At 71.1% G+C, this 21,450-nt stretch carries 20 protein-coding genes; 9 read left to right on the plus strand and 11 right to left on the minus strand.

Annotation, left to right across the window (positions count from 1 at the left end; genetic code table 11):
- Positions 1–103 precede the first annotated feature (103 nt).
- Together abc-f and ACH4YL_RS26735 are read left to right on the plus strand one after the other, a co-directional pair.
- Complete coding sequence (gene abc-f / locus ACH4YL_RS26730; protein WP_398509975.1) at positions 104–1,735, plus strand: ribosomal protection-like ABC-F family protein; 1,632 nt, start codon at positions 104–106, stop codon at positions 1,733–1,735.
- Between the two features lie 181 nt (positions 1,736–1,916).
- Positions 1,917–3,413 (plus strand): hypothetical protein, encoded by a 1,497-nt coding sequence (locus ACH4YL_RS26735; RefSeq protein ID WP_398510012.1) that lies wholly within the window; start codon positions 1,917–1,919, stop codon positions 3,411–3,413.
- 50 nt (positions 3,414–3,463) lie between these two features.
- On the opposite strand, the gene ACH4YL_RS26740 is transcribed toward ACH4YL_RS26735, so the two are convergent.
- From ACH4YL_RS26740 to ACH4YL_RS26750, 3 genes are all read right to left on the minus strand, one after another.
- On the minus strand, positions 3,464–4,051 hold the full coding sequence (locus tag ACH4YL_RS26740; RefSeq protein WP_398509976.1) for a TetR family transcriptional regulator: 588 nt from the start codon (positions 4,049–4,051) through the stop codon (positions 3,464–3,466).
- Positions 4,052–4,295: 244 nt separating this feature from the next.
- Positions 4,296–5,561, minus strand: coding sequence for an Ig-like domain-containing protein (locus ACH4YL_RS26745; RefSeq protein ID WP_398509977.1), 1,266 nt, complete (start codon positions 5,559–5,561; stop codon positions 4,296–4,298).
- Positions 5,562–5,713: 152 nt separating this feature from the next.
- Complete coding sequence (locus ACH4YL_RS26750) at positions 5,714–6,115, minus strand: hypothetical protein (protein ID WP_398509978.1); 402 nt, start codon at positions 6,113–6,115, stop codon at positions 5,714–5,716.
- A 109-nt stretch (positions 6,116–6,224) separates the two neighbouring features.
- Here ACH4YL_RS26750 and ACH4YL_RS26755 point away from each other — a divergent pair, with 109 nt between their 5' ends.
- Complete coding sequence (locus tag ACH4YL_RS26755; RefSeq protein ID WP_398509979.1) at positions 6,225–6,497, plus strand: hypothetical protein; 273 nt, start codon at positions 6,225–6,227, stop codon at positions 6,495–6,497.
- A 22-nt stretch (positions 6,498–6,519) separates the two neighbouring features.
- On the opposite strand, the gene hutH is transcribed toward ACH4YL_RS26755, so the two are convergent.
- The 5 genes from hutH to ACH4YL_RS26780 all read right to left on the minus strand — a co-directional run bounded on the left by hutH (position 6,520) and on the right by ACH4YL_RS26780 (position 12,499).
- Positions 6,520–8,061, minus strand: a complete 1,542-nt coding sequence (gene hutH / locus ACH4YL_RS26760; RefSeq protein ID WP_398510013.1) for a histidine ammonia-lyase — start codon at positions 8,059–8,061, stop codon at positions 6,520–6,522.
- 99 nt (positions 8,062–8,160) lie between these two features.
- Entirely contained in the window at positions 8,161–9,327 is a 1,167-nt protein-coding gene (locus tag ACH4YL_RS26765; RefSeq protein WP_398509980.1) for a diguanylate cyclase domain-containing protein, read from the minus strand.
- Between the two features lie 49 nt (positions 9,328–9,376).
- Complete coding sequence (locus ACH4YL_RS26770) at positions 9,377–10,171, minus strand: enoyl-CoA hydratase/isomerase family protein (RefSeq protein ID WP_398509981.1); 795 nt, start codon at positions 10,169–10,171, stop codon at positions 9,377–9,379.
- A gap of 72 nt (positions 10,172–10,243) precedes the next feature.
- The gene (locus tag ACH4YL_RS26775) at positions 10,244–11,338 is read right to left on the minus strand and encodes an adenylate/guanylate cyclase domain-containing protein (protein ID WP_398510014.1); all 1,095 of its coding nucleotides are present in this window, start codon (positions 11,336–11,338) and stop codon (positions 10,244–10,246) included.
- A gap of 267 nt (positions 11,339–11,605) precedes the next feature.
- Positions 11,606–12,499, minus strand: coding sequence for a biotin--[acetyl-CoA-carboxylase] ligase (locus tag ACH4YL_RS26780; RefSeq protein ID WP_398509982.1), 894 nt, complete (start codon positions 12,497–12,499; stop codon positions 11,606–11,608).
- A 128-nt stretch (positions 12,500–12,627) separates the two neighbouring features.
- On the opposite strand from ACH4YL_RS26780, the gene ACH4YL_RS26785 reads away from it, so the two are divergent.
- The 4 genes from ACH4YL_RS26785 to ACH4YL_RS26800 all read left to right on the plus strand — a co-directional run bounded on the left by ACH4YL_RS26785 (position 12,628) and on the right by ACH4YL_RS26800 (position 15,324).
- Entirely contained in the window at positions 12,628–14,211 is a 1,584-nt protein-coding gene (locus ACH4YL_RS26785) for an acyl-CoA carboxylase subunit beta (RefSeq protein ID WP_398509983.1), read from the plus strand.
- 35 nt (positions 14,212–14,246) lie between these two features.
- Positions 14,247–14,453 (plus strand): acyl-CoA carboxylase epsilon subunit, encoded by a 207-nt coding sequence (locus ACH4YL_RS26790; protein WP_398510015.1) that lies wholly within the window; start codon positions 14,247–14,249, stop codon positions 14,451–14,453.
- A 117-nt stretch (positions 14,454–14,570) separates the two neighbouring features.
- Positions 14,571–14,699 carry a morphogenic membrane protein MmpB gene (gene mmpB / locus ACH4YL_RS26795; RefSeq protein ID WP_398509984.1) on the plus strand — a complete coding sequence of 43 codons (129 nt, stop codon included), beginning with the start codon at positions 14,571–14,573 and terminating at the stop codon, positions 14,697–14,699.
- Positions 14,700–14,718: 19 nt separating this feature from the next.
- Complete coding sequence (locus tag ACH4YL_RS26800; protein ID WP_398509985.1) at positions 14,719–15,324, plus strand: nucleoside triphosphate pyrophosphatase; 606 nt, start codon at positions 14,719–14,721, stop codon at positions 15,322–15,324.
- 218 nt (positions 15,325–15,542) lie between these two features.
- Here the strand turns inward: ACH4YL_RS26800 and ACH4YL_RS26805 are convergent, their stop codons facing one another.
- A complete protein-coding gene (locus tag ACH4YL_RS26805; protein WP_398510016.1) occupies positions 15,543–15,992 on the minus strand; it encodes a hypothetical protein in 450 nt (149 codons plus the stop codon).
- Positions 15,993–16,350: 358 nt separating this feature from the next.
- Between ACH4YL_RS26805 and ACH4YL_RS26810 the strand changes: the two genes are divergently transcribed.
- Positions 16,351–18,105: an acetyl/propionyl/methylcrotonyl-CoA carboxylase subunit alpha gene (locus ACH4YL_RS26810; protein ID WP_398509986.1), complete on the plus strand. Its 1,755-nt coding sequence runs from the start codon at positions 16,351–16,353 to the stop codon at positions 18,103–18,105.
- Between the two features lie 43 nt (positions 18,106–18,148).
- Here ACH4YL_RS26810 and ACH4YL_RS26815 read toward each other — a convergent pair whose 3' ends face one another.
- On the minus strand, positions 18,149–19,621 hold the full coding sequence (locus ACH4YL_RS26815; RefSeq protein WP_398509987.1) for an MFS transporter: 1,473 nt from the start codon (positions 19,619–19,621) through the stop codon (positions 18,149–18,151).
- Positions 19,622–19,743: 122 nt separating this feature from the next.
- Here ACH4YL_RS26815 and ACH4YL_RS26820 point away from each other — a divergent pair, with 122 nt between their 5' ends.
- On the plus strand, positions 19,744–20,334 hold the full coding sequence (locus ACH4YL_RS26820) for a TetR/AcrR family transcriptional regulator (RefSeq protein ID WP_398509988.1): 591 nt from the start codon (positions 19,744–19,746) through the stop codon (positions 20,332–20,334).
- A gap of 58 nt (positions 20,335–20,392) precedes the next feature.
- Here ACH4YL_RS26820 and ACH4YL_RS26825 read toward each other — a convergent pair whose 3' ends face one another.
- Complete coding sequence (locus ACH4YL_RS26825) at positions 20,393–21,355, minus strand: DeoR/GlpR family DNA-binding transcription regulator (RefSeq protein ID WP_398509989.1); 963 nt, start codon at positions 21,353–21,355, stop codon at positions 20,393–20,395.
- Between the last annotated feature and the right edge of the window lie 95 nt (positions 21,356–21,450).

Genomic DNA, 21,450 nt, shown 5'->3' on the forward strand with positions numbered 1-21,450 from the left:
GCAGCGTGACTCTCCGCTGAGCACCCTCCGCTGACGTCCCCTTTCTCCCGGTCCGACAGAACCCTCCCCTGCCCTGCAGGCATGTCACATTCAGGGAAAGACCATGCGCGAACGCGCCCAATTGACCATGAAGGACGTCTCCAAGGCCTTCGGGACCCGCCCCGTACTCGACCAGGTGTCCGTCACCGTCCGGCCCGGCGAGCGCGCCGGTGTCATCGGCGAGAACGGCTCCGGGAAGTCCACCCTCCTGCGGCTGATCGCCGGGGACGACGCGCCCCATTCCGGTGAGATCACCGTCGGTGCGCCAGGCGGCGTCGGACATCTCGCTCAGACCCTTGCGCAGACCCTCGGGCTCGGGCCCGACCACTCCGTGCAGGACGCCGTCGACACCGCCCTCGCCGAGTTGCGCGAGATCGAGCGGCGGATGCGGCTCGCCGAGAAGACCCTGGCGGACGCCACCGACGACGAGCTCACCGCGTACGGAGATCTGCTCAACGCCTTCGACGAGCGCGGTGGATACGAGGCCGACGCCCGCGCCGACGCCGCCCTGCACGCGCTCGGGCTCGGGCGCGTCGCACGGAAGCGGCGGATCGGGACGCTCTCCGGCGGGGAGCAGTCACGGCTCGCGCTCGCCTGTGTGCTGGCCGCCGCGCCCGAGTTGCTGCTGCTCGACGAGCCGACGAACCATCTCGACCGGCAGGCCACCGAGTGGCTGGAGCAGCAGCTGCGGGCGCACCGCGGCACCGTCGTCGCCGTCACCCACGACCGGGCCTTTCTCGAACGGATCGCCACCACCATCCTCGAGGTCGACCGGGACACCCGCACCGTGCACCGGTACGGCGACGGCTGGCAGGGCTACCGGACCGCGAAGGCCGCCGCCCGCCGCCGCTGGGAGCAGGAGCACCAGGAGTGGCTGGACGATCTGGCCCGTACTCAGGAGCTGGTGGCGGCCGCCGGGCAGCGGCTCGCGGCGACCGGGAAGGATCCGCACGAGGGCTGGGGCAAGCACCGGCGTTCGCACGAGGCAAAGCTCTCCGGGCAGGTCAGGGCCGCACGGCAGCGGCTCGACCGGCTCAGGCGCGAGCCCGTGCCTGCGCCGCCCGAGCCGTTGCGGTTCGCGGCGCGGCCGGTCACGGCGGGCCGCGAAGGGCTGCTCGCCGAGCTGACGGACATCGCGGTCGGCGACCGGCTGCGGCTGCACGGGCTGCGCGTGGAGTCCGGCCGACGGCTGTTGGTCACCGGCCCGAACGGCGCCGGCAAGACCACGCTGCTGCGCGTACTCGCCGGTGATCTGCGGCCCGACGAGGGCACGGTGCACCGCCGGGAACAGGTCGCGATCGGCTATCTGCCGCAGGAGCTGCCGGCCGTGCCCTCGCGCCGGCCGCTGCTGGCGGCCTATGCGGCGGGCCGCCGCGGACTGCCCGACGAGTACGCCGACGAGCTGCTCGGCCTCGGCCTGTTCCGCGAGGAGGACCTGACCGTGCCGGTCGCCGCCCTCTCCGTGGGCCAGCAGCGGCGGCTGGAGCTGGCCCGGCTGCTGGCGTCGCCCGCCGATCTGCTCGTACTCGACGAACCGACCAACCATGTGGCGCTGAGCCTGGTGGAAGAGCTGGAGGCGGCGCTGGCGGCGTACGAGGGAGCGGTGGTGGCGGTCTCGCACGACCGGCGCTTCAGGAGCGGGTTCGTCGGAGAGCGGCTTGAGTTGAGGTCCGGCCGGGCGGCGGACGCGGCCTGAACCGGCGCGCCAGTGTTCAGCGGGCCCGCGATGACACACCGTTAGTGTGTGCGCGGTGGGGATCAGCGAGCGGGCCGAGCGGCCGGAGACCGTGGGCACGGACAACGACGAGCAGGAGCAGAAGCAGGAGCGGGACGCACCGGCGTGGTGGCGCGTCCCGCTCGTCGCGACGGCCGTCGTCGTGCCGCTGTACGTCCTGTGGGCGGGCCTGCTGGCGACCGGCGGCGGCGATCTCGCGGCGCAGCTGGCATGGGCCGGATTCATGGAGCGGCATCCCGGCTCGGCCTACAACCTCTCCTGGTACGGCGGCACCCACACCGCCAACTACAGCCTGCTCACTCCCCCTTTGATGGCGGTCTTCGGGGTGCGCGCGGTGTCGGTGGCCGCGGGGCTCGCCGGGACGTGGGTGCTGGCGTGCCTGTTCGTACGCAGCGGGGTGCCGCGCCCGGTGTGGCCGGCAGTCCTCGGTGCGGTGGCGCTCTGGTGCAATGTCGCGTCCGGTCGTACGACCTTCGCGCTCGGCGTCGCGATCGGGCTGGTGGCGCTGCTGTATGTGCGCAGGACGGCCCTGGCCGCCGTGTGCGCGGGGCTCGCCACGACGGCCAGCCCGGTGGCCGGGCTGTTCCTGCTGGTGGCGGGGGCGGCGTATCTGCTGGACCGGCAGTGGCGCAGAGGGCTGGCGCTCGCGCTGCCGCCGGTTGTCGTGGTCGGGGTCGTGACGCTGCTGTTCCCGTTCACCGGCGAACAGCCGATGGCGACCGGGAAGCTGTGGATGCCGCTGGCCGTGGCCGTCGCGGTGGCCGTCGCCGCGCCGCGCGAGTGGCGCGTGGTGCGGTACGGGGCCGGGTTGTACGGCGTCGGCGTCGTGCTGACGTATCTCATCGCCTCGCCGATCGGCACGAACGTCGAGCGTCTGCTGGGTCTGGCGGGCCCGCCGGTGCTGCTCGCCGCGGTGCTCGCGGGCGGGCTGCCGCGGCTGCTGCGGGCCGTGCTGGCACTGGCGCTGGTCATGAACACGTACTGGCTGATCGACAAGACCGAGGACGACCTGGCCGTCTCCAACGACGTGCCGTCGTGGGCCGCGCACACCGACGGGGTCGTACGGGCGCTGGAGCGGCTCGGCGCGGACCGTACGCGCGTCGAGGTCGTCCCGGCCCGCAACCACCGCGAGGCGACCGTCCTCGCTCCGCACATCAACATGGCGCGCGGCTGGAACCGCCAGCTCGACGTGGAGCGCGGGCGGCTGTTCTACGACGGCTCGCTCGACGAGCGGACCTACCGGCAGTGGCTGGACCGCTGGGCGGTGGGCCTGGTGGTGCTGCACCACGGGAGGCCGGACGGCCCCGCCGAGGCGGAGGCGGCGCTCGTCCGCAGCGGCCCCGAATGGCTGGACCGGGTCTGGCAGGACGACGGCTGGACGGTCTACCGGGTGCGGGACGCGGTGCCGCTGGTGTCGTCGCCGGGGGTGGTGGTGCGCGGCGACGACGCGCAGCTGGTGGTACGGATGCCGGTAGCCGGGTCGGTGACGGTGCGGGTGGCGTACTCGCCGTGGCTGCGGGCGAAGGGCGCGTGCCTGCGGCAGGAGGGCGAGTGGACGCGGCTCACGGTCCCGCGGGCCGGCGAGTACCGGCTGGACTCGGGCTACCGGATGCCGCGCTCGGCGGACTCGGTCTGCTGACGCGCGGACGCGCGGTCCTATGGCCGAGTCACGGCCTGTCGGCCACCCGGCTACCGGTCCTGGCCCGCGAGCCTGCGGACCAGGCGGACCAGTGCGGCCCGTTCCGACGTGGGGCCCGGCTTTCCGCCGTAGATCATGCGGACCGCCTGCGGGACGCTGAACCACCAGGCGCCGAGCGCGAGTACGGCGTAGAACAGCGCGTCGGGATCGAGGCCCGGGTCGAGCGTGCCGTTGCGCTGCGCCTCGGCCAGGGCCCGCACCCTGGCGCCGTAGGTCTCCGTCCGCCTGGCCTCGTTCAGCGCGGGCCCGCCGGTGTCCCGCAGGCCCTCCCAGTGCAGGAGGCGGATGAAGTGAGGGTGCGCGCGGTGGTAGTCGTACAGGCGGCCCGCGTAGTCGCCGAGGTCGGCGGCCTGTTCGACGGTGACGGGGAAGGCGGACGCGATCCGTTCCAGCTCGGTCTCCAGCACATGACCGAAGAGCTGCTGTTTATTGCCGAAGTACTGGTAGATCCGCTCCTTGTTGACGCCCGCGCGGGTGCCGATGCGGTCGACCCGCGCTCCTTCGAAGCCGTACTCGGCAAATTCGTTCACGGCCGCGTCGAGCAGGGATTTGCGGGTGCGTGCGGTGTCCCAAGCCATGCGATCATGGTACCGACCTCCAACCAGTCATTTGGAAACGCCCCCGTGATCTTGGGCGGCCTGGCTAGCCGTCAAACATTGAACGAAATGGGCGAGTTCAAGCCAGCTCAGACCAATTTGTTCGATCACTGCCACACTGGCGCGTGCCCGGCATAGGTTGTCCCGCGCAAACGAAAAGGCGGCGGCACCCACGGGGGGTGGCGCCGCCTTTGTCCGTTCGGCGGAGATCAGGATCAGCGGCGGCTCAGACCGCGGAGCCGGCCTTCCAGGCGTCCCAGCTCATGTTCCAGCCGTTGAGTCCGTTGTCCGGCTGAATCGTCTTGTCCTTGGAGTTCTTGACGATCACGACATCGCCGACGATGGAGTTGTCGTACAGCCAGGCGGCGGGCTGGTTCGGGTCGCCCGCGCCCTCGACGTCGTTGAGACCGACACAGCCGTGGCTGGTGTTGGCGCTGCCGAAGATCGAGTCGGCGCCCCAGTAGTTGCCGTGGATGAAGGTGCCCGACGTGGACAGCCGCATGGCGTGCGGGACGTTCTTGATGTCGTACTCGCCCTTGCCGTCGTCGTCCGTGAAGCCGACCGTCGCGCCGTTCATCCGGGTCTCCTTGAACTTCTCGGAGATCACCATCTGGCCGTTGTACGTGGGGTTTTCGGCGGAGCCCGCGGAGATCGGGATCGTCTTGACGGTCTTGCCGTCCTGCGTGATCTTCATCGTCTTGGTGGCGGCGTCGACGGTGGAGACCTGGTTGCGGCCGATCTTGAAGGTGACCGTCTTCTGCTGGACGCCGAAGACGCCGTCGGCACCCTCGACCCCGTCCAGGTTCAGCTTCAGCGTGACGGTGGAGCCTTCCTGCCAGTACTGGTCCGGGCGGAAGTCCAGACGCTGCCCGTTGAACCAGTGACCGACGACCTCCTGGCCACTGCTCGACGTGACGGTGATCCCGCCCTGCACGGCCTTCTTGTCGGTGATCGCCTTGTTGAAGTTGATCGACACCGGCATGCCGACGCCGACGGTGGAACCGTCTTCCGGCGTGAAGTTGCCGATGAAGCTGTTGGCGGGCGAGACCGTGGTGAAGGAGGAGTTCTCGTGGGCCTCCAGGCCCGCGGCGTCCTTGGCGGTGGCGGCGATCTTGTACGTGGTGGAGCGGTCCAGCTGCTCGTCCGGCTGCCAGCTCTTGCCGTCGGCGGCCAGCGTGCCCTCGACGGCCTTGCCGTCGGCGGTGGTCATGGTGACCTCGGTCAGCGTGCCTTCACTGACGGTGACCTTGGTGCCTTTGTTGATGCTGGCGTTGGTCGCGCCGTTCTTCGGCGAGATGGCTATTCGGGCCTTGGAGACGTCCTTCGCCGCCGCCTCGTCGACCTTGGCCTGCGAGTCCTTCGAGCCGTCGGCGCTGCCGCCCTTGTCCCCGTCGCCGCTGCAGGCGGACATCACGAGCACGCCGCCGAGCACCGCGGACGCGACCATAAGGCCCCTGCGCCGCTTGCTTCCCGTCATCACACGCTTCTCCATCGTCGCCGAATCCCCTGACCCCTAAAACAACACTCATTCCGGGCCGTCCGGTTCCACTTCCCCCGGGGATGTGGCCCACACCACTCACCGTCACGGAAACCGCCGGGCCCCGGTTCACGGCGACGCCTCCGGGGCCCGGGCGCTACAGGCGCCTACACCCGCTCGCGGTCCCCGACACCGTCGTCGTCACCGTCACCGTCACCGTCACCGTCGTCGTCGCCGTCGACGTCCTCGTCGTACTCCCCATCTTCCTCGCCGAGCTCCCACTCCTCCGCATCGGGGTCGTACTCGATCTGCTCGCTGCTCCACGACGCCTGCGCGAGCTCCACTCCAGGCACTCCGCCGACCAGGTCGAAGGGGTCCACGAGATAGGCGATGGCCTCCGCCTCGTCCTCGCGCACCGCGGACTCGGCATGCGCGCGCTCCTCGTCCGGCATGAACTCGTCCGCCGCGATCTTCGCCAGCGCCTTGCCGGTCAGCTCGTCGGGTGCCCCGATCTCGAGCACCAAATCCACCCGCAGCCGCACATACCGTGATTCCTCAGAAGTGGTCATACGACGGAGAGTAGAGCTCGGGCCCCGGTCGGTTTCCCACGACCCGCTGCCTTTCACTAGCATCGGCGCAACCGGCCAATTCGAGGAATCCTCAAGGAGGATCGAGTCAGTGTCCGTCGCGCGCCGCCCCCTTCTGACCGCCACTGCCGCAGGGTCTTTGCTGTGTGCGCTGTGGTTCGTACCGTCAGCGAATGCCACGGCCGAGGCGGAGGGCATGGCGAAACAGCAGACGGGCGCGGGGGCGACGTCCCAGGACCTGAAACTCGCGGACACGGGCTCGTTCGACACGACGCCGTATCTGATCGGAGGGACGGCGTTCCTCGCGGTCGGCGTGGGTTTTGTGAGCTACGCGGTGCGCCGGCGCGGACCGGCGCACCTGTAGCTCGACTGCTTCAGCGGGCCTGTCAGGCCAGCGGGCCCGTCACCGGTTCCACCGCCGCGACGAGCCTGCCTGTCCGTACGAACACGTCCGCCGCCTCCAGGTCGGGCGCGAGGAAACGGTCCGGCCCGGGTCCCTGTACGCCCGCCGCGCGCAGCGCGTCGATCGCGGCCTGGGAGGCGGGCGCCGGGGTCAGGCCGTGGCGGAGCTCGATGGCGCGGGTCGCGGCGTAGAGCTCGACCGCGACGATCCGGCTCAGACTCGCGACCGCGGTGCGCAGTTTGCGCGCGGCCGACCAGCCCATGGACACATGGTCCTCCTGCATCGCGGAGGACGGGATGGAGTCCACGGAGGCGGGCACGGCGAGCCGCTTCATCTCGCTGACCAGCGCCGCCTGCGTGTACTGAGCGATCATCAGGCCCGAGTCCACGCCCGCGTCGCCGGCGAGAAAGGGCGGCAGTCCGTGGCTGCGGTTCTTGTCGAGCAGCCGGTCGGTGCGGCGTTCGGCGATGGAGCCGAGGTCGGCCGCGGCGATGGCCAGGAAGTCGAGTACGTACGCGACGGGCGCGCCGTGGAAGTTGCCGTTGGACATCACCCGGCCGTCGGGCAGCACCACCGGGTTGTCGACGGCGGAGGCGAGTTCGCGGTCGGCGACCAGGCGGGCGTGGGCGAGCGTGTCCCGGCCCGCGCCGGCGACCTGCGGGGCGCAGCGCACGGAGTACGCGTCCTGGACGCGCGGTGCCTCGTCCTGCTGGAAGTGGCCGGTGAGCCCGGAGCCCTTGAGCACGGCGCTCATATTGGCGGCGGCGGCGCTCTGGCCCGGGTGCGGGCGGATCGCGTGCAGCTCGGGCAGCAGCACCTTCTCCGTGCCGAGCAGCGCCTCCAGCGAGAGCGCGGCGGTGATGTCGGCGGACTTGTACAGCCGGTCGAGGTCGGCGAGGGCCAGTGCCAGCATGCCGAGCATGCCGTCGGTGCCGTTGAGGAGCGCGAGGCCCTCCTTCTCACGGAGCTCGACGGGCGCGATGCCGTGCGCGGCGAGCAGTTCGCCGGCCGGGCGCAGCTCGCCGTCGGGGCCTTCCGCGTCGCCCTCGCCCATGAGCGTCAGCGCGCAGTGCGAGAGTGGCGCGAGGTCGCCGGAGCAGCCGAGTGAGCCGTATTCGTGGACGACGGGCGTGATGCCGGCGTTCAGTACGTCAGCCATCGTCTGCGCGACCTCGGGCCGTACGCCGGTGTGGCCGGAGCAGACGGTCTTCAGCCGCAGGAACATCAGCGCGCGGACGACCTCGCGCTCGACGCGCGGGCCCATTCCGGCGGCGTGCGAACGCACGATGTTGCGCTGGAGCTGCGCGCGCAGTTCATGGCTGATGTGCCGGGTGGCGAGCGCGCCGAACCCGGTCGAGACGCCGTAGACGGGCTCGGGCTTGGCGGCCAGCGCGTCCACGATGCCGCGGGCGGCGGCGAGGGCGGCGACGGCCTCGTCGGAGATCACGATGCGGGCGCCCTCGCGGGCCACGGCGACGACGTCTTCAGCGGTGGTACCGGACGTCCCCACCACCACGGTATGCATATCCATATTCAGCAGCGTACGGACTGAATCGCAACCTGTCACTAGTGGTGCCCCGGTTGACCCCTTACGCAGGAGCGCAGCCCTCCAAGGCGAGGTGGCTCAGGGCTCGCTCCACGGTTCCTGGTCGTCCTCCGGCCGTACGCCGCGGAAGCTGCGGCGCTCGTGCTGCGCCCGCGGCGGCGCGTCCGCGAGACGCAGCACCGTGCCGTCACGGCCCGCGACCACCGGCTTCGGCGAGTGGGCCGCCTTCGCCCGGTACTGGGCAGCGTCCGCGAGCCGGAACAGCCGGCGGGCCGAGCGGACCTGGCCGATCGGGTCGCCGGTCGAAGCGACGCCACAGGCCACGCCCTCGCCGAGCTCCAACTCACCGGCCCGTACGCAGAGTTCGTCGGCGACCCGGACCACGTCGTCGGCGGCGGGGCCGACCGTGACAAGGCAGAACTCGTCGCCGCCGAGCCGGGCCGCCAGCGTTCCCGGCAGCATCGCTCCGCACAGCGAGAGCACCGAGCCGAAGCGCTCCAGCAGCCGGTCGCCGACCGCGTGCCCGTGCGTGTCGTTCACCCTTTTCAGCCCGTTGAGGTCGCAGACCACCAGGCTGACGACGGAGCCGTCCTGGCGCTGGCGCTCCAGCGCCTCGTCGAGCCTTATGTCGACCGCGCGGCGGTTGGCGAGACCGGTCAGCGGGTCCGTGAACGCGAGCCGGCGCACCTCTTCCAGCCGCTCGCTCTGCGCGATCCCGGCAGCCACGACCGAGGCGAGCACGGTCGCGAAGTCGGCGTCGTCCCGGTCGAAGACCGGCGAGCCGATCGGCCTGGCCACATAGAGCTCGCCCCAGGCCCGCCCGTGCAGCACGATCGGCGCGACGACACAGCAGCCGCGGCGACGCCTGCGCAGGGCGGCCACCCTCTGGTGGCAGTACCCGTGGCCGGGCGTCGCCGGTCCGTCGACGGTCTCGACCCAGGCGTCCGGCTCGCCGCCGCCGGCCCAGCGTTCGTGCAGAAACTCCGTGATCTCGGGGAAGCGGTTGACCGGGTACGTCTCGGACTCCGGGAACTCGTCCTCGCCCGGGGCCCGTTCGCCCGCGTTCACCAGCACCTTGAGCCGTCCCAGTTCCCGCTCCCACACGGACAGCGCCGCGAAGGAGCCGGACAGGGCGTCGCACGCGCCCAGCGCCGCCGCCCGCCAGAACTCGCGCGGCGTGTGCGCGGACGCCATCGCCTGCGCCAGCGCCACCACGGCTCGCAGCCGCCGATCCTCAGCCATCATCCCAGCTTAGGGAGGTTTCGACCGATTTGATCAGTCGGAGTAGGCCGGGCTATTCGCCGGGCCAGTCGGGCGTGCGCTTCTCGTTGAAGGCGGCCACGCCCTCGGCGCGGTCCCCGGAGAAGGCGACCGAGCGCCATGCCGCGTCCTCCACCTCGAGCCCGGCGCGCAGATCGAGCCCCTGACCCAGCCGCATCGCGCGCTTGGCGGCGCGCAGGCCCACGGGCGAGTTCGCCGCGATACGGTCCGCGAGCTCCAGCGCCCCGGTCCTGGCGTCCTCCACCAACTGGTCGACGAGCCCCAACTCCCGTGCCTCGGCGGCCTCCACGCGCCGCGCCGTGAACACCAGCTCGGCGGCCCGGGCGGCACCGACCCGGCGCGGCAGCAGCTGCGTACCGCCGCCGCCGGGGATGACGCCGACGGACACCTCGGGCAGCCCGACGACAGCGGTCGCGTCGGCCACGATCAGATCGCAGGCGAGCGCCAGCTCGAACCCGCCGCCGAGGGCATAGCCGTGCACGGCGGCGACGGTGGGCATGGGCAGTTCCAGGACTCCGGTGTACGCGGCCCGGGCGGTCGGCCGCTGCCGCACCAACTCGGCGTCGGAGAAGGAGTTGCGCTCCTTCAGATCGGCGCCGACGCAGAAGGCGCGGTCGTTGGAGGAGGTGACGACGGTGACGCGTACGTCGCGGTCGGCGGCGAGTGCGTCACAGGCGGCGCCGATGGAACGGGCCATGTCGGTGGAGACGGCGTTCATCGCCTTGGGCCGGTCAAGGACGAGCTCGGCGGTGTGCTTGCGCGTACGGACGAGGACGAATTCCCCGAACCGCTGCTCGGACTCGTTCATGCGGGTCACCCTCCCGGTTAACGATGGTTCACCGGATCATAGGCGGGTGCACGGCGCCCGGGCAGACCGGGCTCAGCCGCGGCGCGAGAGCAGCCAGGGCTCCACGACGCCGAGGCCGCGCACCGGGCGCTGCCACATCGGCTGGAGTGCGAAGCGGTACGGCGGGGCGGGCTCGCCCTCCTTCTCCGCGGTCGCCGCCTCCTCCGCCGCCTGCGTCTCGGAGACCGGCGCGTCTCCCGTCCGTACGAGCTCCTCCGCGAACGCCCCGTCCACCAGCACCGCGTCCTTCGGCGCTATCGACGTCAGGCGGCTCGCCAGGTTCACCGTCGTGCCGAACACGTCGCCCATGCGCGTCGTGACCGTGCCGAACGCGATGCCGACACGCAACGCCGGCATGGACTCGTCGTTCGTCATCGTGTCGATCAGCCGCAGCGCGATCTCCGACGCCGTGCCCGCGTCGTCCGCCGCGTACAGCACCTCGTCGCCGAGCGTCTTGATCAGCCGGCCGCCGTGCGCGGCCACCAGGTCGGCGCAGGTGGTCTCGAAGGACTCGACCAGCTCGCCCAGTTCCTCTTCCTCGAGACGGCGCGTCAGCCGCGTGAAGCCGACCAGGTCCGCGAAGCCGACGGCGAGCCTGCGGTCGACCATCTCCTCGTCGTCCGCTGCCTGCACCAAAACGCGTCCGGTGGCCGCGGCGAGCTGCCGCCGCCAGACGTACACCAGGAACTCCTCCAGCTCCGGCAGGAGCAGCTCCACCAGCGGATAGGTGACTTCCGTACGGGTCATCCCGGGCTCGGGCGGCTCGGTGAGGCCCTCCAGGAAGGAGTCGATCTGCCATTCCGCGAGCCGGGCGGTGGTCTGACCGGTCGAGCGGGCCACCTGGACCGCCATCGGCTCGCTGAGCAGGCCAGCCTCGACGAGACCGGCGAGCCGCCGCAGGGCCAGTACGTCGGCCTCGGTCAGCGCCTTCGCCTGGCCGATGTCCGCGAAGCCCATGGCGCGCCAGAAGCGCGAGGCGAGCTCCATGGAGACACCGGCGGTGCGGGCGGCCTGGAAGGCGGTGTAGCGCCGCTCGGCGCCGAGGATCAGCTGTTCCAGACGGATGGCGAGCGGGTCGTCGGTCGGCTCGTGGGTGTGGTCGACGGCGTGGTGCGGCGTCGGATGCACCGAACTGGTGCCGGAACTCGCACCGGCGGCCTGACCCGCACCGGAACCCGTGCCGACGGACCCGTTGGAGTCCGCCGACGGCGACCCTGCGGACTCGCTGGACGAGGAGTCCGACGGTGGCCGCGCGCCTGCTCCGGACGTGGTGTCGTCGACGGTCACCACCCGCCTCCTGCCCGTTCCCTGCGCACTGCCGTGCCGATCTGTCTCTCGATCGCCTCAACGATACGGCAGGTGTGCCCTAGCTCACGTCCGAGTCGGCGTGCCGGTTCAGTCGGCCGGGCGCAGGTGCACGATGTCTCCCGCGCTGACGGCCTCCCGCGTGCCGTTCCCCGTGGCCAGCACGAGCCGGCCGTCCCCGTCGAGCGCGACCGCCTCGCCGGTCACCGAGCGGTCACCGGGCAGCTCGGCCCGTACGGTACGGCCCAGCGTGGCGCAGCCCGCCGTGTACGCCGCCTGCACGCCGGAGGCCGCCGGATCGCCGCCGGCCTTGCGCCACTCCCCGTACCACTGCTCCAGCGAGCGCAGCACGGCCCGCAGCAGCGGGTCACGGTCGGTGGAGACCGCGTTCGCGAGCGCGAGCGAACCGGCGGCCGGAACGGGCAGCTCGTCGGCACGGAGCGTGACATTGATGCCGATGCCGATGACCACCGCGTCGTCCCCGGCCCGCTCGGCGAGGATCCCGCCGGTCTTGCGTTCCTCGCCGTCGACCTTTACCAGCAGGTCATTGGGCCACTTGAGGGACATGTCCACGCCGGCGGCCCGGCTGAGCCCGGTCGCGGCGGCGACTCCGGTGAGTAGCGGCAGCCAGCCCCAGCGCTCCACCGGCACCCCGGCGCCGGGCTTCAGCAGCACGGAGAAGAAGAGCCCGGAGCGGGGCGGCGACGTCCAGGTCCGGTCGAGCCGGCCGCGGCCCGCCGTCTGCTCCTCGGCGACGAGCACCGCGCCGTCTTCCAGCTCCGCGGCCCGGGCCGCGAGGTCGGAGTTCGTGGAGCCGGTCTCGGGCACGATCTCCAGCGAGGTCCACAGACCGCCGGGCTGAAGCAGGGCGCGGCGCAGCACGGTGCCGCTCAGCGGCGGGCGCTCCAGGTCGGACCAGCGGCTCTCGTGCGCGTCGTCGTGAGCGGGGTCATGAGCGTTCTCAGGCGCATTCTCAGGCGTCATGCAAGCCAGCCTAGGTGTGGTAAACGCCGCACTGCCGAACGGTATCCACGCCGATACGCTACGAGTCAGTAGCAACCGAGTGAATCAGCAGCCACCGACCCCGTGACCAGCCAGGGAGCCGCATCCCGATGTCCGAGCCGGCAAACATCGACATCCACACCACCGCGGGAAAGATCGCGGATCTGCAGCGCCGCTTCGACGAGGCCACGCATGCGGGATCCGCGCGCGCGGTGGAGAAGCAGCACGCCAAGGGCAAGTTGACGGCCCGTGAGCGGATCGCGCTGCTTCTCGACGAGGATTCGTTCGTGGAGTTCGACGAGTTCGCCCGGCACCGCTCCACCAACTTCGGTCTGGACGCCACCCGCCCGTACGGAGACGGCGTGGTCACCGGCTACGGCACGGTCGACGGCCGCCCGGTCGCCGTCTTCTCGCAGGACTTCACCGTCTTCGGCGGCGCGCTCGGCGAGGTCTTCGGCCAGAAGATCATCAAGGTGATGGACTTCGCGCTGAAGACGGGCTGCCCGGTCATCGGCATCAACGACTCCGGCGGCGCGCGCATCCAGGAGGGCGTGAGCGCGCTCGGCATGTACGGCGAGATCTTCCGCCGCAACACCCATGCCTCCGGCGTCATCCCGCAGATCAGCCTGATCGTCGGCCCGTGCGCGGGCGGCGCGGTCTACTCCCCCGCCATCACCGACTTCACGGTGATGGTCGACCAGACCTCGCACATGTTCATCACCGGTCCCGATGTCATCAAGACCGTGACGGGCGAGGACGTCGGCTTCGAGCAGCTCGGCGGGGCCCGTACGCACAACACGACCTCGGGCGTGGCGCACCACATGGCGGGCGACGAGAAGGACGCCATCGACTACATCAAGTCGCTGCTGTCCTATCTGCCGTCGAACAACCTCTCCGAGCCGCCGGCCTTCCCGGACGAGGCCGACCTGACGGCGACGGACGAGGACCGCGAGCTGGACACGCTGATCCCGGACTCCGCGAACCAGCCGTACGACATCCACACCGTCATCGAGCATGTGCTGGACGACGGCGAGTTCCTGGAGACGCAGGCGCTGTTCGCGCCGAACATCGTCACCGGCTTCGGACGGGTGGAGGGCTTCCCGGTCGGCATCGTCGCCAACCAGCCGATGCAGTTCGCGGGCTGCCTGGACATCAACGCGAGCGAGAAGGCGGCCCGCTTCGTCCGCACCTGCGACGCCTTCAACGTCCCGGTGCTGACCTTCGTCGACGTTCCCGGCTTCCTGCCCGGCGTCGACCAGGAGTACGGCGGCATCATCCGGCGCGGCGCGAAGCTGATCTACGCCTACGCGGAGGCGACCGTCCCGCTGATCACCGTGATCACCCGGAAGGCGTTCGGCGGCGCGTACGACGTCATGGGCTCCAAGCACCTGGGCGCGGACCTGAACCTCGCCTGGCCGACCGCGCAGATCGCGGTGATGGGCGCGCAGGGCGCGGTGAACATCCTGCACCGCCGCAGCATCGCGGCCGCCGACGACCAGGAGGCGACCCGCGCGCAGCTGATCCAGGAGTACGAGGACGCGCTGCTCAACCCGTACGTGGCGGCCGAGCGCGGCTACGTCGACGCGGTGATCATGCCGTCGGACACCCGGGCGCAGCTCGTGAAGGGCCTGCGGCAGCTGCGGACGAAGCGCGAGAGCCTGCCGCCGAAGAAGCACGGCAACATCCCCCTCTAGGACCTCAAGAGCGCTAAGGATTCAGGGACTTGACGATGATCAAGGTCGTAAGGGGAAACCCAACGCCGGAGGAGCTGGCAGCGGCACTGGCGGTGGTCCAGGCCCGTGCCGCCGCGACGGCGTCCGCTCCGGAGGGCGCCGCGGCGCCCCCGGAGCAGTGGTCGGACCCGGCGCGCATAGCCCGCACCAGCAGCCCGCTGCCGGGCCCGCGGGCGTGGGCGCGCACGTTCTGGCCGGTCTGAGACACACCCCGGGCGCGGGCCGGAGCTGCGCCGACACCAGGAATTAGTCCACTCGTACCCCGCTGGTTGAGTACCCGTACTCAGGCGCGGCCCGAGCCCGGCCCGCAGGATCGAAGCATGCTGTGGTCCGACCCGAAGAACGAGCCTCCCAAGGAGCTCCGCGACGCCCAGGCCATGATGCGCCGCGTGGGCCTGGTGCTGGCGTTGGCCATGGTGCTTGCGATGTTCGTGGTCGGCCTGCATTGACCACGCTTACGATTGCGCCATGACCGCCCCCACCCCCCGCCTCGTACTCGCCTCCGCCTCACCGGCCCGACTCAACCTGCTGCGCCAGGCCGGGCTGGCACCCGAGGTCATCGTGAGCGGCGTCGACGAGGACGCGCTGACCGCTCCGACCCCCGCCGAACTCGCCCTGGTTCTCGCCGAGGCGAAGGCCGCCGTCGTTGCCGCACTTCCGGATGCCGCCGGCGCATTGGTCGTCGGCTGCGACTCGGTGCTCGAGCTGGGCGGCGAGGCGCTCGGCAAGCCCGTCGACCAGGAAGAGGCGACGGCCCGCTGGAAGTCGATGCGCGGCCGCGTCGGCGTACTGCAGACGGGCCACTGCGTCACGGACACCGTCACCGGCCGGATAGCGTCCGCGACCGCGTCCACGACGGTGCGCTTCGGCGAGCCGACGGACGCCGAGATCGCGGCGTACGTGGCGAGCGGCGAACCGCTGCATGTGGCGGGCGCGTTCACGCTGGACGGCCGCTCGGCGCCGTTCATCGACGGCATCGAGGGCGACTACGGAAACGTCATCGGCCTGTCGCTGCCGCTGCTGCGCACGCTGCTGGCGGAGCTGGGCCACTCGATCACGGACCTGTGGACCTGAGCCCGGACCACCACCTCAACCGCCCCTTCTTCGGGGCAGGTTGGCGCCGGGCGCCGATCGGAGCCGGGCAGGCCGAAGCCGGGCAGGCCGAAGCCGGGCAGGTCGGAGCCGGGCGGTTGATGCCGCTGACGCCCGGCTGACGCATTCCCGCACCGCCTGACGCCCACTGACACCGGCCGCGGGCCTTTGACGCAGGCCGACAAAGACCCGCGCGGGCCTTACGCGGGAGCCGCGCCGTTCGTCGGCGCCGGATCGGCCGTGGTCTCGCGCGGTGCCGGTGCCGGCTTGCCGTACCCCAGCAGCGACAGCACGATCAGCCCCAGCACCACCATCATGAACGCGAAGGCGTGCCAGCCCACCAGACCCACCGTCACCGCGCCCAGCACGCCGTGCACCACCGCGCAGCTGATCAGCAGGATGCGGGCGACACGGCCCGGGGCGCGGTCGCGCAGACCCGCCAGAAGGAGCAGTACGCCGCACGTCGCGAGGTAGAGCCCGAAGACTGCGCCCATCACCCATGTGCCAGTGACCATGGCATCCGGTTCCATTCCCCCGAGTGACATGTCCTGCGCGTCGACGAGCGTGGCGAGGATGCCGTTGATCGCCACGATCCCCACGGCTTCCACGAGCAGCACAATCGCGGCCACTACGGCCACCGGTCTGCGCACCACGGCGCCCCCAACCCTCTGTTACCGGAAGTACGTACGACATCGCGAACGCTACTAACCGGTAAACCGTGGGACAAGGGTCTTGGCACGCTCGGAGTGAGCGCAAAGAATCACTCGGCCATTCGTAGGGATTCCACAAAGAAACGGGTTGGGCCGCTGGTCCCATGAACAGAGACCTGCGCCACACCATGGGTCTACTGTGCGAGGGAGGAACCCGTCGTACCGTGGTGCGACAAGGGATTTCGCGTCTGCGCGAGCCTCGAATCACGCTCCGTGTGGGCAAGCTCACCAATGGGGACGGGTCGAAAGGCCGTGTTGGCAGTCCCTAAACTCAGCTTGTTTCAAGGAGGGAGCCATCGTGCGCAAGGTGCTCATCGCCAACCGTGGCGAAATCGCTGTCCGCGTTGCCCGTGCCTGCCGGGACGCCGGGATCGCGAGCGTAGCCGTCTACGCCGATCCGGACCGGGACGCTCTGCATGTCCGCGCGGCCGACGAAGCGTTCGCCTTGGGCGGTGACACCCCGGCCGCCAGTTATCTGGACATGGCCAAGGTGCTGCAGGCCGCGAAGGACTCCGGCGCGGACGCCATCCACCCGGGCTACGGCTTCCTTTCCGAGAACGCCGAATTCGCCCAGGCCGTCATCGAGGCGGGTCTGACCTGGATCGGCCCGCCGCCGCAGGCCATCCGCGATCTCGGTGACAAGGTCGCCGCCCGGCACATCGCCCAGCGCGCCGGCGCTCCGCTGGTCGCGGGCACCCCCGACCCGGTCTCCGGCGCGGACGAGGTCGTCGACTTCGCCCGCGAGCACGGACTGCCGATCGCGATCAAGGCGGCGTTCGGCGGCGGCGGCCGCGGCCTGAAGGTCGCCCGCACTCTCGAAGAAGTCCCCGAGCTGTACGACTCCGCCGTACGCGAGGCGGTCGCCGCCTTCGGCCGCGGTGAGTGCTTCGTCGAGCGTTACCTCGACAAGCCCCGCCACGTGGAGACCCAGTGCCTGGCGGACCAGCACGGCAACGTCGTGGTCGTCTCCACCCGTGACTGCTCGCTGCAGCGCCGCCACCAGAAGCTGGTGGAGGAGGCTCCGGCCCCGTTCCTGTCGCCGGAGCAGAACGCCGAGCTGTACGCCGCGTCCAAGGCGATCCTGAAGGAAGCCGGCTACGTCGGCGCGGGCACCGTCGAGTTCCTCGTCGGCACCGACGGCACCATCTCCTTCCTCGAGGTCAACACCCGCCTCCAGGTCGAGCACCCGGTCACCGAAGAGGTCACCGGCATCGACCTCGTCCGGGAGATGTTCCGCATCGCCGACGGCGAGGAGCTCGGCTACGGCGACCCCGCCGTGCGCGGCCACTCCTTCGAGTTCCGTATCAACGGTGAGGACCCGGGCCGGGGCTTCCTGCCCGCGCCGGGCACCGTCACCACCTTCGCCCCGCCGTCCGGCCCCGGTGTCCGCCTCGACGCGGGTGTCGAGTCCGGCAGCGTCATCGGCCCCGCCTGGGACTCGCTCCTCGCCAAGCTGATCGTCACCGGCGCCAGCCGTGAGCAGGCGCTGCAGCGCGCCGCCCGTGCGCTGGAGGAGTTCAACGTCGAGGGCATGGCCACCGCGATCCCCTTCCACCGCGCGGTCGTCACCGACCCGGCGTTCACCAGCAACCCGTTCACGGTCCACACCCGGTGGATCGAGACCGAGTTCGTCAACGAGATCAAGCCGTTCGCCGCGCCGACCGAGGCCGACACCGAGGACGAGCCCGGCCGCGAGACGGTCATCGTCGAGGTCGGCGGCAAGCGCCTGGAGGTCTCGCTGCCGTCCTCGCTCGGCATGACGCTCGCCCGCACCGGCCTCGCCGCCGGCGCCAAGCCCAAGCGCCGGGCCGCGAAGAAGTCCGCTTCCGCGGCCTCCGGCGACACCCTCGCCTCGCCGATGCAGGGCACGATCGTCAAGGTCGCGGTCGAGGAGGGCCAGGAGGTCAAGGAAGGCGACCTCGTCGTGGTCCTGGAAGCGATGAAGATGGAACAGCCGCTGAACGCACACCGCGCGGGCACCATCAAGGGCCTGGCCGCGGAAGTCGGCGCCTCCATCTCCTCCGGCGCGATGATCTGCGAGATCAAGGACTGACGTCCTTGTACTGACCGGGTGCGCCGCCGGTCCCGTACGGCCTTCAATCGCCGGACGAGCTCTTTCGGAGCCCGTCCGGCGATTGCGTCCGTGACCACAGGACCAGCGCCAGCGCGACCGTCATGAACGCCGCCGCCGCCAGCAGGCCCGCCGAGAAGCCCGCCGCCATCGCCTCCTGGCCGCCGCCTTCCGCACCGCGCGCCGCGCTCCCGTACACCGTCACCAGCGCCGAGAGGCCCAGCGCGCCGCCGACCTGCTGCATCGTCTGCATCAGGCCCGACGCCGCGCCCGCCTGGTCCGGGCGGATGCCGGTCAGGATCAGCACGCTGAGCGGCATGAAGACGAGGCCGACGCCGAGGCCGTTGACGGCGAGCGGCACGAAGAGCGTGGTCCAGTAGCCGCTGCCGGTGGTGAGCGTGGACTGCCACAGCACACCGGCGACCGCGAGCCCCAGCCCCGTACCGGCGACCTTCTTCAGGCCGTGGCGGGCCAGCAGCCTCCCGGCGACGGTGGACGCGACGAAGATGCCGACGGCGAGCGGCAGAAACGCGAGCCCGGCGCGCAACGGGCTGTAGTCGCGGACGAATTGGAAGTACTGCGTGTCGAAGTAGAAGACCCCGAACATCGCGGCGGGCACCAGCAGCATTCCGGCGTACGCGATGACCCGGTTCCGGGCGCCGAACAGCTCCAGCGGCACGACCGGCTGCCGCACCCGGCGCTCCACCAGCAGAAACAGCGGCAGCAGTACGGCGGCGACGGCAAAGGCCCACACGACCTGGGTGTCGCTCCAGCCGTGGTCGGCGGCGCGGATGAAGGCGTAGACGAGCGCGGTCACGGCGGCCGTGCCGGTGAGCGCGCCGACGAGGTCGAAGCGGGCCCTGTGCCGTTCGGTCTCGGCGATGCCGAGCGGGACGAGCGCGGCGACCGCGAGGCCGACCGGCACATTGATGAAGAGGGTCCAGCGCCAGGACCCGGCCTCGGTGAGGACGCCGCCGAGGATCATGCCGATCGCCGATCCGGCTGCGGCCATTCCGGTGAACAGGCCGAGCGCGCGGTCGCGTTCACGCCCTTCGCCGAAGGTGGTGGCGACGAGCGCGAGCGTGGCGGGCGCGGTGAGCGCGGCGGCGGCGCCCTGTGCGGCACGGGCGAAGAGCAGCCAACCGCCGCTGTCGACGAACCCGCCGAGCAGGGAGGCGGCGGTGAAGGCGAGCACGCCGATGACCAGCGCGCGGCGACGGCCGATGAGATCGCCGATCCGGCCGCCGATGAGGAGGAGTCCGCCGAAGGCGAGGGTGTAGGCGTTGAGCACCCAGGACAGTCCGGCGGAGCTGAAGCCGAGCTCCTCGCCGATGTCGGGCAGCGCGATGTTCACGACGGTCGCGTCGAGCATCAGCATCATCTGGCAGGTCAGGATCAACGTGAGCGCGAGGGCCGGGCGATGGCGGGGTGATCGTGCGGGATGCGTGGTTGCGGCGACGCCGTTGGACGCGGCGGTGGACCGGTCTGCGGTCGGCATGGCTGAGAGCCCTCCCGGGGACGACAGCATTCGGAGGTAACCTCCGCTTACGATGCGGAGGCTTCCTCCGGTTTCGCAATGGCATCCTGGACACCGGGGGCGGACTCAGGGAGGACGGCGCGATGGCGACCAGTACGGCAGCGGGCTCGACGCGACCGATGCGGGCGGATGCGCGGCGCAATTACGAGCGGCTGCTGACCGAAGCCCGTTCCGCCTTCGCCGAGCACGGCACCGATGCTTCGCTCGAGGAGATCGCACGCCGCTCGGGCGTCGGTATCGGCACGCTGTACCGGCACTTCCCCAACCGCCACGCGATGATGAGCGCGGTCTTCCAGGACGCGGTCACCGAACTGCTGGCGCGCTCGCGCGAACTGGCGGACGCGGAGCAGCCGTGCGGGGCGCTGGTGGAGTGGCTGCGCGCGATCATCACGCACGCGGGCGAGTACCGCGGCCTGGCGCGGGCGCTCATGTCGGCCTCGCACGACGCGAGTTCGGCGCTCTCGGAATGCAGCGTCCCGATGCAGGAGGCGGGCGAACGCCTGCTGGTCCGGGCCCAGGAGTCCGGCGCGGTGCGGCCGGACGTCTCGATCAGCGATCTGATGCAGCTCACCAACGCGATCGCACTGGCGGCGGAACAGGACCCCGGTGACCCCGAACTGGCGGACAGGCTGCTGATGCTGACGCTACGGGGCCTCAAGGCGGAGACCGCGTAGGCGACAACGCGCCGCGCGCAGGGGTCCGGGCCCAACAGGCGGGCCGGGCCCGGAGACCTCAGCGACGGCGGAGGTCGGCCACCCTCGCACTGCGCTCCGGAACGCCCGGCTCCGGGGTCAGCGCTCCCGTCGCGCTGCGCAGCGAACCCGGTCCGCCGCCGCGTGTGCGGCGCTGGCCCGGCAGCGGGACGTCGCGGCGCGGACGCCCCGGCGGCGATTCAGAACCGCCCGCACCCGCGACCGAACCCGCGACCGCGATCTGCACGCCCTGGTCCGCCAGCGCCTGAAGTTCCGTCGCCGCGCGGTCGTCGTGCGTCGGCGGCTCGTCCGTGACCAGCCGAGTGATCACATCCGTCGGCACGGTCTGGAACATCGTGTCGGTGCCCAGCTTGGTGTGGTCCGCGAGGACCACCACCTCCGCCGCCGCCTGGACCAGCGCCCGGTCGACGCTCGCCGACAGCATGTTGGACGTGGACAGGCCGCGCTCGGCGGTCAGGCCGCTGCCCGAGAGGAAGGCGCGCGAGACCCGCAGCCCTTGGAGGGACTGCTCGGCCCCGCTGCCCACCAGGGCATAGTTGGAGCCGCGCAACGTCCCGCCGGTCATGACGACTTCGACGCGGTTGGCGTGCGCCAGCGCCTGCGCCACCAGCAGCGAGTTGGTGACGACGGTCAGCCCGGGGACGCGCGCGAGCCGGCGGGCCAGCTCCTGCGTGGTCGTACCCGCGCCGACCACGATCGCCTCGCCTTCTTCGACGAGGCTCGCGGCAAGATCGGCGATGGCCGTCTTCTCCGCGGTGGCGGACAGGGATTTCTGCGGAAAGCCGGACTCCCGCGTGAAGCCGCCCGGCAGTACCGCACCGCCGTGACGGCGGTCGAGGAGTCCTTCTGCCTCCAGTGCCCGCACGTCCCGCCGTACGGTCACTTCGGAGGTCTGGACGACGCGGGCGAGCTCACGGAGCGACACGGCCCCGTTGGCGCGCACCATTTCGAGGATCAATTGGCGACGTTCTGCAGCGAACACGAAACTGACAGTAACCTGACCGGCCGATAGTTTTCAGCACTATGCGCCGAAATACCGAATCTGTGCTTACCGATGTATGCCAAGTGGTATGGGCG

Origin of the sequence: Streptomyces sp. NPDC020681 (genome assembly GCF_044334895.1) — a bacterium.
Lineage (GTDB): Bacteria > Actinomycetota > Actinomycetes > Streptomycetales > Streptomycetaceae > Streptomyces.